9 protein-coding genes and 1 other RNA gene are annotated in these 10,316 nt (G+C 42.3%); 8 read left to right on the top strand and 2 right to left on the bottom strand.

Annotation, left to right across the window (positions count from 1 at the left end; genetic code table 11):
• Positions 1 to 93 precede the first annotated feature (93 nt).
• Both pbp1a and recU read right to left on the bottom strand, forming a co-directional pair.
• Positions 94 to 2,241: a penicillin-binding protein PBP1A gene (pbp1a, locus tag SORDD05_RS05440; RefSeq protein WP_061417581.1), complete on the bottom strand. Its 2,148-nt coding sequence runs from the start codon at positions 2,239 to 2,241 to the stop codon at positions 94 to 96.
• A complete protein-coding gene (gene recU, locus SORDD05_RS05435) occupies positions 2,238 to 2,834 on the bottom strand; it encodes a Holliday junction resolvase RecU (RefSeq protein ID WP_000248771.1) in 597 nt (198 codons plus the stop codon). The genes pbp1a and recU overlap by 4 nt, the downstream gene beginning before the upstream one ends.
• Positions 2,835 to 2,900: 66 nt before the next feature.
• Between recU and SORDD05_RS05430 the strand changes: the two genes are divergently transcribed.
• The 8 genes from SORDD05_RS05430 to SORDD05_RS05395 all read left to right on the top strand — a co-directional run bounded on the left by SORDD05_RS05430 (position 2,901) and on the right by SORDD05_RS05395 (position 10,203).
• Positions 2,901 to 3,428, top strand: a complete 528-nt coding sequence (locus SORDD05_RS05430; protein ID WP_061417579.1) for an SLOG family protein — start codon at positions 2,901 to 2,903, stop codon at positions 3,426 to 3,428.
• A 69-nt stretch (positions 3,429 to 3,497) separates the two neighbouring features.
• Positions 3,498 to 3,827, top strand: coding sequence for a cell division regulator GpsB (gpsB, locus tag SORDD05_RS05425; RefSeq protein ID WP_000146526.1), 330 nt, complete (start codon positions 3,498 to 3,500; stop codon positions 3,825 to 3,827).
• Between the two features lie 20 nt (positions 3,828 to 3,847).
• Positions 3,848 to 4,229, top strand: an RNA gene (rnpB, locus tag SORDD05_RS05420) — RNase P RNA component class B.
• Between the two features lie 83 nt (positions 4,230 to 4,312).
• A complete protein-coding gene (locus tag SORDD05_RS05415; protein ID WP_061417577.1) occupies positions 4,313 to 5,470 on the top strand; it encodes a THUMP domain-containing class I SAM-dependent RNA methyltransferase in 1,158 nt (385 codons plus the stop codon).
• A 12-nt stretch (positions 5,471 to 5,482) separates the two neighbouring features.
• Positions 5,483 to 6,922, top strand: coding sequence for a cell division site-positioning protein MapZ (mapZ, locus tag SORDD05_RS05410; RefSeq protein WP_061417574.1), 1,440 nt, complete (start codon positions 5,483 to 5,485; stop codon positions 6,920 to 6,922).
• A 75-nt stretch (positions 6,923 to 6,997) separates the two neighbouring features.
• Entirely contained in the window at positions 6,998 to 8,422 is a 1,425-nt protein-coding gene (gndA, locus tag SORDD05_RS05405; RefSeq protein ID WP_050219820.1) for an NADP-dependent phosphogluconate dehydrogenase, read from the top strand.
• An 11-nt stretch (positions 8,423 to 8,433) separates the two neighbouring features.
• Positions 8,434 to 9,123 (top strand): response regulator transcription factor, encoded by a 690-nt coding sequence (locus SORDD05_RS05400; RefSeq protein WP_061417572.1) that lies wholly within the window; start codon positions 8,434 to 8,436, stop codon positions 9,121 to 9,123.
• Between the two features lie 99 nt (positions 9,124 to 9,222).
• Positions 9,223 to 10,203 carry an N-acetylmuramoyl-L-alanine amidase family protein gene (locus SORDD05_RS05395; protein ID WP_061417570.1) on the top strand — a complete coding sequence of 327 codons (981 nt, stop codon included), beginning with the start codon at positions 9,223 to 9,225 and terminating at the stop codon, positions 10,201 to 10,203.
• Positions 10,204 to 10,316: the final 113 nt, after the last annotated feature.

Genomic DNA, 10,316 nt, shown 5'->3' with positions numbered 1-10,316 from the left:
GAGAAACTATCAAAAGAGTTATGGTGCTGTTGGAATAAACTATTGAGCTATAAAGAATAAAAATCCTGAGAAGTAAAATTCTCAGGATTTTGCTTATTGTTGCGGTTGACTTGGTTGGTTTTGCTCAGCAGGTGCAGTGCCTGATTGTTGAGGAATCGTCTGCGTTTGACTTGTGCTTGGAGAAGTTGCGCTTGACTGAGAAGTCGAGCTCTCAGATGTTGAGCTAGAACTTTCAGATGTCGAACTTTGTTGTGTAGATGATGAAGGGGTCCACGTATTGCGTGCTCCATTCTTAAAGACAAATTCTCCGCTTCTGTAAAGGCCTTCAGGCATGGTCCAATCCCCTGGATGGTCATCTGTTGAGAGGTAGGTCATCATCGAACGATAGACCTTAGCAGCAACGTAGAAGCCATCACCAACGATAGGAGTAAGTCGGTTAGAGTAACCGGTCCAGACAGCCATTGAATATTTACGAGTATAGCCGACAAACATTTCGTCTGGAGCTACATAACCAGAGTTCTTAATGTATTTCTCAATTTCATCATCTGTATAGTTTGATGTACCAGTCTTACCAGCTTGTGGTAACCATGATAGGTAGGCTCCACGTCCTGTTCCATAAGTCAGAACTGTTTTCATCATCTCTGTCATCATGTAGGCAGTTGTTTCTTTCATAGCGCGTGTTCCTGAATCAGAAAACTCTTTTGAACTACCATCACTAAAGATGATTTTGTTGATGTACATTGGCTTATGGTAAATACCGCCATTGGCAAAGGCAGCATAGGCTGCGGCCATTTTTTCACTGCTTGCCCCATACTTTTTGTTAGATTCTGTTGTGTTACTTGAAATCGCGTTGGCATAGTGTATATCTGGGTAGTCAATACCGAGTCCATTTAGGAAGGTTTTGGCTCTATCCAAACCGACTTTATTCAAAGTTTCTACAGCTGTAACGTTCCGTGATTGTTGAAGAGCATACTGCAACGTGATGTTTCCAAAGTAACTCTTATCCCAGTTGTAGACAGGGGTGTTGGTCCCAGGATAGTTATAAGGTACGTCATGAACGATAGCAGCAGTTGAGTCGTAGATGTCATACTCCAAGGCTGGCGCGTAATCTGTGATGGGTTTCATGGTTGAACCCCAGTCACGGTTGGTTTCAACAGCTTGGTTCATACCGAAGGAAACATTGCTTGATTGATGGCGTGCACCTAGCTGGGCAATCACCTTTCCGTTTGTGACATCAACGATGGTAGAAGCTACTTGCAACTCATCATCTGGATAATTAACGTATTCGTCGGTATTGTAGATATCCCAGAGACGTTGTTGAACGGCTGGATCAACATTGGTATAAACTTCCATTCCTGTTGTCAAAAGGTTGTAACCAGTTTCCTGTTCGACTTGGTCGATTACTTCTTTGAGATAATTATCCATATAGGCTGGATAGTTGTTTCCAGAACGGAGGCTCTGCAGTCCATCTGTAATGGGAGTGTTAATGGCTTTTTCGTATTGTTCAGCAGAAATGTAGCCTTGACTTTTCATTTCCGAGAGGACAAGGTCACGGCGTTCTTGTGCCGCTTCTGGATGAGAATAGGGATCATATTGATTTGGAGCCTGAGGCATTCCAGCTAGGAGAGCCAATTGAGGTAGACTTAAATCTTTGAGGTCTTTACCATAGTAGTTTTGGGCTGCCGTTTGCATCCCGTAATTTCCGTTGGACATATAGACCTTGTTGATGTAGTAAGTTAGGATCTCTTGTTTGGTCGCTTTTTGTTCTAGCTGAACGGCTAGCCAAGCTTCCTGTGCCTTACGTGAAAGTGTTTGATCAGATGTTGATGTTGAGAAATAGGTTAGTTTAATCAACTGTTGTGTCAAGGTAGAACCACCTTGAAGACCACCCCCACCACGGAGGTTTCGTAAGGAAGCGCCTAGGATACGAATCGTATCTACTCCTCGGTGACTGAAGAAACGATGATCTTCAATAGAGACAATTGCATTGACCAGCTCCGTAGGGATTTCATTAGCCTGTGCATTGACACGGCGCTCAGAACCCAGATCAGCGATAAGTTCATTTTTGCTGTCATAGATCTTACTAGACGTTGTAGCGACTAGTTTGCTTTCGGATAGAGCCGGAGCCTTGCTTACATAGTAGAGAAAAAGGCCTCCACCTAGCATAATAGCTGCGATAAATACAGTCAAGAGGCAGATACTGACATACTTAACTATTCGCAGGAAAGTTTGTTTGTTCATCTTATTTTACCACCTAGTAAATGTTCTTTGATAACTTCGAGATAGGGAATCTGTGGAAAGGCACCAGGCTCAATCCTATATCCATTTTCTCGAATATATCCAAGTGGCATTGACTTTTGTCCCATATCTTGATGATAGAAACGAATCAAATCAATGGCCGGCAATAAGTAGGTTTCTTGCTGAGAAGAAAAGTGAAGGAGGACAAAGCAGATTCCTTGCTGGGCAAGAACTTGTTCCATATGCTGGATCTGATGGAGATGAAAATTCTTCATCGGAATCGCATGTTTTTGCCTGGTTTCCTTTGCTTCAAAGTCGATGTAGTATCCATCATAAACTCCTGAATAGTCAGTCGTTGAGGCCTGTCTAAAGTAGGCTTCAACAATCTTAGCACGACTTCGTTGGGGATAATCAACACGTACGATTTGGATGGGAGTCGGTTTCTTGTGAATAACTGCTAACCCATGCGACAAATAGTAGTCGTTCGTAGCGTTGATCATCTTTTCAAAAGACATTCCCCGATTTGCGAAATTTTTAGTTTGTGACGGGGGCGCTTGTCTCTTCTGTGATGAAAGTTTATGTGGATAGTTGACCATAATTCTCCTTATTGGTACAATAACATCACTCTATTATATCATAAATTTACAAAGAAAGGGTTAAAAATGACAACAGCCTTGATTTTAGGCTATTCAGCCTTCGACCTTAGTCTCTTTAATGACAAAGATATTCGCGTTGATATTATCAAAACAGCCATTCGGAGAGACCTAGAACGTCTAGCAGAAGAAGGGGTGACCTGGCTTGTCTTTACAGGGACTCTGGGCTTTGAGTACTGGGTGCTTCAAGTGGCAAAAGACATGCAAGCAGACTATGGATTTCAGCTGGCGACCATTTTCGATTTTGAAACCCATGGTAGTAACTGGAATGAAGCCAATCAAATCAAACTCAGTGAGTTTAAGCAGGTTGACTTTGTCAAATATGCCTATCCACAATATGAGCACAAGGGGCAACTACGTGATTATCAGAAATTTCTGCTGGAAAATACGGATGGATGCTACCTGTTTTATGACGAAGAAAATGAAACCAAGTTACAGTATTTTTACCAGATGATGAAAAATCAAGAAGGCTATGTTACAAAAAGATTAACATTTGAGGATCTGAACGAAATAGTGGAAAATTTTTCCGAAAAGTGAGGCTTTGACCTTGATTTTTGTTTGTCTTTTTTTATATAATAAGAATAGCAATCAAGAATGGAGAGAGAAATGGCAAGTATTATTTTTTCAGCAAAAGATATTTTTGAACAAGAGTTTGGACGTGAAGTTCGCGGATATAGTAAGGCAGAGGTAGACGAGTTCCTAGATGATGTGATCAAGGATTATGAGACTTACGCAGCTTTGGTCAAATCTCTTCGTCAGGAGATTGCTGATTTGAAGGAGGAATTGTCTAACAAGCCACAGGCAAGTTCTACTCAACAAAGTTCTATCGAAGTAACAAGTTCTACTCCAATGACAAATTTTGATATTTTGAAACGATTGAATCGACTTGAAAAAGAAGTATTCGGTAAGCAAATTGTAGACAATTCTGAGTTATAATTAGGTGTCTATTAGATGCAATTTTTGGATAATCGCGTGAAGAGAATCCCTTTTCATGAGGAAAGTCCATGCTAGCACAGGCTGTGATGCCTGTAGTGTTTGTGCTAGGCGAAACCATAAGCCTAGGGACGAGAGATCGTTACGGCAGTCGAAATGGCTAAGTCTTTGGATAGGTCAGAGTAGGCTTGAAAGTGCCACAGTGACGGAGTCTTTCTGGAAACGGAGAGAGTGGAACGCGGTAAACCCCTCAAGCTAGCAACCCAAATTTTGGTCGGGGCATGGAGTGCACGGAAACGAACGTAGTACTCTGACTGCTATCAGTTATAGGCTGTTAGCGGTAGACAGATGATTATCGAAGGAAGTGGTCCTAGTCACTTCTGGAACAAAACATGGCTTATAGAAAATTGCATATAGGTTGGGGCTGAGAATTTTTTCTCAACCTCATTTTTTAAAGTGAACAAGAGAAAGGTCTTGCAAGACTAGAAATGAAAGAACAATTTAATTTAATCGCAACTGCTGCGGCGGGTCTTGAGGCTGTCGTTGGACGTGAGGTGCGAGACCTTGGTTATGATTGCAAGGTTGAAAATGGGCGTGTCCGCTTCCAAGGAGATGTGAAGGCAATCATTGAGACCAATCTTTGGCTTCGTGCGGCTGATCGCATCAAGATTGTAGTCGGAAGTTTTCCAGCTAAGACCTTTGAAGAGCTTTTTCAAGGCGTTTTTGCTCTAGATTGGGAAAACTATCTCCCGCTTGGGGCACGTTTCCCTATTTCAAAGGCCAAATGTGTCAAGTCTAAACTGCACAATGAGCCTAGTGTTCAGGCTATTTCTAAGAAGGCGGTTGTGAAGAAACTGCAAAAGCACTATGCCCGTCCAGAAGGGGTTCCCTTGATGGAAACTGGTCCCGAGTTTAAGATAGAGGTGTCCATCCTTAAAGATGTGGCGACTGTCATGATTGACACGACAGGTTCTAGCCTTTTTAAACGTGGTTATCGTACGGAAAAGGGTGGAGCGCCTATCAAGGAAAACATGGCAGCAGCCATTTTACAACTCTCTAACTGGTATCCAGACAAGCCCTTGATCGATCCGACCTGTGGTTCAGGAACTTTCTGTATCGAGGCGGCTATGATGGCTAGAAAGATGGCGCCGGGGCTTCGCCGTTCCTTTGCTTTTGAGGAATGGAACTGGGTCAGCGATCGGTTAATTCAAGAAGTGCGTACTGATGCTGCCAAGAAAATTGACCGTGAACTTGAACTGGATATCATGGGCTGTGATATAGACGCTCGTATGGTTGAAATTGCTAAAGCCAATGCCCAAGCAGCAGGTGTGTCAGGTGACATCACTTTTAAACAAATGCGGGTACAGGACTTGCGCTCAGACAAGGTAAATGGTGTCATCATTTCCAATCCACCATATGGGGAACGCTTGTCAGATGATGCAGGAGTAACCAAGCTCTATGCAGAAATGGGACAGGTCTTTGCGCCATTGAAAACCTGGAGCAAATTTATCCTGACGAGTGACGAAGCTTTTGAAAGTAAGTACGGAAGTCCAGCGGATAAAAAGCGCAAACTTTATAACGGAACCTTAAAAGTGGATTTGTATCAATACTTTGGTCAGCGTGTGAAGCGCCAAGAGGTAAAGTAGAAAGGAAGACAGATGAGTAAAAAAAGACACAATCGTCATAAAAAAGAGCATCAAGAGTCCAAATTTGATTTTGACGAGGCGAAAGATCTGACAGTTGGTCAAGTCATCCGTAAAAATGAAGAAGTTGAAGCTGGAGTATTGCCTGAGGACAATATCTTGGATAAATACATCAAACAGCACCGCGAGGAAATCGAGGCGGACAAGTTTGAAACACGTCAATTTAAAAAAGAAGAACTGCAGGAAGCTCAGGCTCAAGAAGAATTGACACAGGAAGTCTCAGAAATCACTGAAGAGTCGGCGTCAATCATGGAGGAACCCGATACAGTTTCAGAAGAAACGGTGTCAGACTCAGTGGAAACTACAAGCTCGGATGTGATTTTGCCTCCTTTGGGAGAAGAAAATCAAGACTTGGAACCGCTTGTGTTGGAAAAGCAAACGCCAGCAGAGGTTGCTGATGAGAAAGAAGAGGAAGAGACGGCTCTACTTTCACGCTCAGCTCAGGCAGAATCAGAAACAGTTTCTAATTCTAAAAAGAAGCGCGTGTTTGTTATCGGTTCAGCCTTGGCAGCAGCCCTTATCTTGGCAGGTAGTTACTATATCTATCGTCAAGTAAATCGCTCCAACCAAGCCATCCAGTCTTCTTCTAGTAATCAAGAAACACAAACAGCCCTACAAGAGTTTAATGCCCTCTACGATGCCTTTTATACGGATGCTAATAAAACAGCCTTGAAAAATAGTCAGTTTGACAAGTTGAACCAACTCAAGGCTCAACTAGATAAACTCGAAGGCAGTCGAGAGTATACCCTTGCAAAATCTAAGTATGATAGTTTAGAAACTCAAATCAAGGCTGTGCAAGAAGTGAATAATCAGTTTGAAACTCCAGCAATTACTGATGGTGTCTTGGATACCAATTCAAAGGTCAAGGCAGATGCTAAATTTACAGAAATTAAAACAGGAAATACAGAGCTAGATAAACTGTTAGATAAGGCCATTAGCCTTGGTAAGAGCCAGCAAACAAGCGCCTCTAGTTCTAGTTCAAGTAGCAGTAGCCAAGAAAGTTCAAGTACAACGACTGATAGCAGTACGAGCAGTTCGTCTGCTTCATCGAGTTCAGCACCTGCCAGCAGACCAGAAAACGGAGGTTTGTCTAGCGATGGTGTCAATCTTCAAAGAAGTGCTAGTCGTGTACCGTACAATCAATCAGCTGTAGAGGATAGCAATAACCCTGCCTGGAATTTTGCTGATGGTGTTTTGGAACAAATCCTAGCAACATCACGCGCTCGTGGTTATATCACTGGTAATCAATATATCCTAGAACGGGTCAATATCGTAAACGGAAATGGTTATTACAACCTCTACAAACCAGATGGAACCTATCTTTTCACTCTTAACTGTAAGACTGGATACTTTGTCGGTAATGGAGCTGGTCACGCAGATGATTTGGATTACTAGGAGTCCGTTACAAAATTCTTTCCTTTCATAGGTAAAAATGATAAAATAAAACATATTAAACAAGAGGAGTGTCACATGACAAAAGCTAACTTTGGTGTCGTTGGTATGGCCGTAATGGGTCGTAACCTTGCCCTAAATATCGAATCTCGTGGTTATACAGTTGCCATTTACAACCGTAGTAAAGAAAAAACAGAAGACGTAATTGCCTGCCATCCTGAAAAGAACTTTGTACCAAGCTATGACGTTGAAAGTTTTGTAAACTCAATCGAAAAACCTCGTCGTATCATGCTGATGGTTCAAGCTGGACCTGGTACAGATGCAACTATCCAAGCTCTTCTTCCCCACCTCGACAAGGGTGATATCTTGATCGATGGAGGAAACACTTTCTACAAAGATACCATCCGTCGTAATGAAGAATTGGCAAACTCAGGTATCAACTTTATCGGTACTGGGGTTTCTGGTGGTGAAAAAGGTGCCCTTGAAGGTCCTTCTATCATGCCTGGTGGACAAAAAGAAGCCTACGAATTGGTTGCGGATGTTCTTGAAGAAATCTCAGCTAAAGCACCAGAAGATGGCAAACCATGTGTGACTTACATCGGTCCTGATGGAGCTGGTCACTATGTGAAAATGGTTCACAACGGTATCGAGTATGGTGACATGCAATTGATTGCAGAAAGCTATGACTTGATGCAACACTTGCTTGGCCTTTCTGCAGAAGACATGGCCGAAATCTTTACTGAGTGGAACAAGGGTGAATTGGACAGCTACTTGATCGAAATCACAGCTGATATCTTGAGCCGTAAAGACGATGAAGGTCAAGATGGACCAATCGTAGACTACATCCTTGATGCTGCAGGTAACAAGGGAACTGGTAAATGGACTAGCCAATCATCACTTGACCTTGGTGTACCATTGTCACTGATCACTGAGTCAGTATTTGCTCGCTATATCTCAACTTACAAAGAAGAACGTGTACATGCCAGCAAGGTTCTTCCAAAGCCAGCTACCTTCAAATTTGAAGGAGACAAGGCTGAGTTGATTGAAAAGATTCGTCAAGCCCTTTACTTCTCAAAAATTATCTCATATGCACAAGGTTTTGCTCAATTGCGTGTGGCTTCTAAAGAAAATAACTGGAACTTGCCGTTTGCGGATATCGCATCTATCTGGCGTGATGGCTGTATCATCCGTTCTCGTTTCTTGCAAAAGATCACAGATGCCTACAACCGCGATGCAGACCTTGCTAACCTTCTCTTGGATGAGTACTTCTTGGATGTCACTGCCAAGTACCAACAAGCAGTGCGTGATATCGTAGCTCTTGCTGTTCAAGCTGGTGTGCCAGTGCCAACCTTCTCAGCAGCTATTACTTACTTTGATAGCTATCGTTCAGCAGACCTTCCTGCAAACTTGATCCAAGCGCAACGTGACTACTTTGGTGCCCACACTTACCAACGTAAAGACAAAGAAGGAACATTCCACTACTCTTGGTATGACGAAAAATAAGTAGGTCTGCCATGGGGAAACGGATTTTATTACTTGAGAAAGAACGAAATCTCGCTCATTTTCTCAGTCTGGAACTCCAAAAAGAGCAATACCGTGTTGATCTGGTCGAGGAGGGGCAAAAAGCCCTCTCCATGGCTCTCCAGACAGATTATGACTTGATTTTACTGAATGCTCGTCTGGGGGATATGACGGCCCAGGATTTTGCAGACAAGCTGAGTCGGACAAAACCAGCCTCAGTGATCATGGTCTTGGACCATCGCGATGAATTGCAAGACCAGATTGAGACAATCCAGCGCTTCGCCGTTTCTTACATCTATAAACCAGTGATTATTGATCAGCTGGTGGCTCGTATTTCAGCGATTTTCCGAGGTCGGGACTTTATCGACCAACACTGTAGTCAGATGAAGGTCCCAACGTCTTACCGCAATCTGCGTATGGATGTAGAACATCATACCGTTTATCGTGGCGAGGAGATGATTGCTCTGACGCGCCGTGAGTATGACCTTTTAGCCACTCTCATGGGAAGCAAGAAGGTCTTGACTCGTGAGCAGTTATTGGAAAGTGTTTGGAAGTACGAAAGTGCGACAGAAACCAATATCGTGGATGTTTATATCCGTTATCTACGTAGCAAGCTTGATGTAAAAGGTCAAAAAAGCTACATTAAAACCGTGCGTGGTGTTGGGTATACCATGCAAGAATAGAAAAGCAGTTGCAGTTGTGTAACTGCTTTTTTTGAGAAATTTCTATATATTGACATACGGTAAAGTCTTTGCTACAATCAGTTATGGGGGAAAGATCTAATGAAAAAATTTAAAATCATGATGCAAGTTGGACTAGCAGTGTTTTTCTTCGGTTTGTTAGCGACAAGTACAGTATTGGCGGATACCACAGGTGGACAGTTTGTTGATAAGGACAATAGAAAATACTATATAAAAGATGACCATAAAGCAATCTATTGGCATAAGATTGACGGGAAAATGTACTATTTTGGTGATGATGGAGAAATGGTAGTTGGCTGGCAATACTTAGAAATTCCTGGGACGGGTTATCGTGATGATTTATTTGATAATCGTCCAGTTTTCGAAATTGGCCTTCAATATAAATGGTACTACTTTGATCAGGATGGGGTACTACAAGAATTTGTTGGCTGGCAACAATTAGAGGTTAAAGATTCATTAACTGTTGGTAAAAAACATGGTGAAGGTTTTGAAGGCCCAGAAGTTCTTAAATTAGCAAATTATTACTTTAATGAAGATCATTCTTTAAAGACAGGTTGGCTCTACGATCAATCTAACTGGTACTATCTAGCAAAAACAGGTCATTTAGGGAAAGACTACCTTGGTGGTGAAAGACGTGCGGGTTGGATAAACGATGATTCGACTTGGTACTACCTAGATCCAACAACTGGTATTATGCAAACTGGTTGGCAATATCTAGGTAATAAGTGGTACTACCTCCGCTCATCGGGAGCTATGGCAACTAGTTGGATTAAAGATGGTTCAACTTGGTATTACCTAGACCAATCAAATGGTGATATGAAAACTGGCTGGGCTTATGTCGGTAACAAGTGGTACTACTTCCGTTCATCAGGAGCTATGGCAACCGGTTGGTATCAGGAAGGTTCGACTTGGTATTATCTAAATGCAAGTAATGGAGATATGAAGACAGGCTGGTTCCAGGTCAATTGTAAATGGTACTACGCTTATAGTTCAGGTGCTTTAGCAGTGAATACGACCATAGAAGGCTACTACGTCAATTATAATGGCGAATGGGTCCAATAATGAAAGAGGCGATTGTGAAGGAAACAATCGCTTTTTTTGTGAAAATATAATAAAATAGATAGGAGAAAATACTACTGTATGAAATGAGACGGTCTTTTCGTCTAGTTAAAGGA

Origin of the sequence: Streptococcus oralis, from assembly GCF_001578705.1 — a bacterium.
Taxonomy (GTDB): Bacteria; Bacillota; Bacilli; order Lactobacillales; family Streptococcaceae; genus Streptococcus; species Streptococcus oralis_J.
This window is presented reverse-complemented; position numbering and strand designations above follow the sequence as displayed.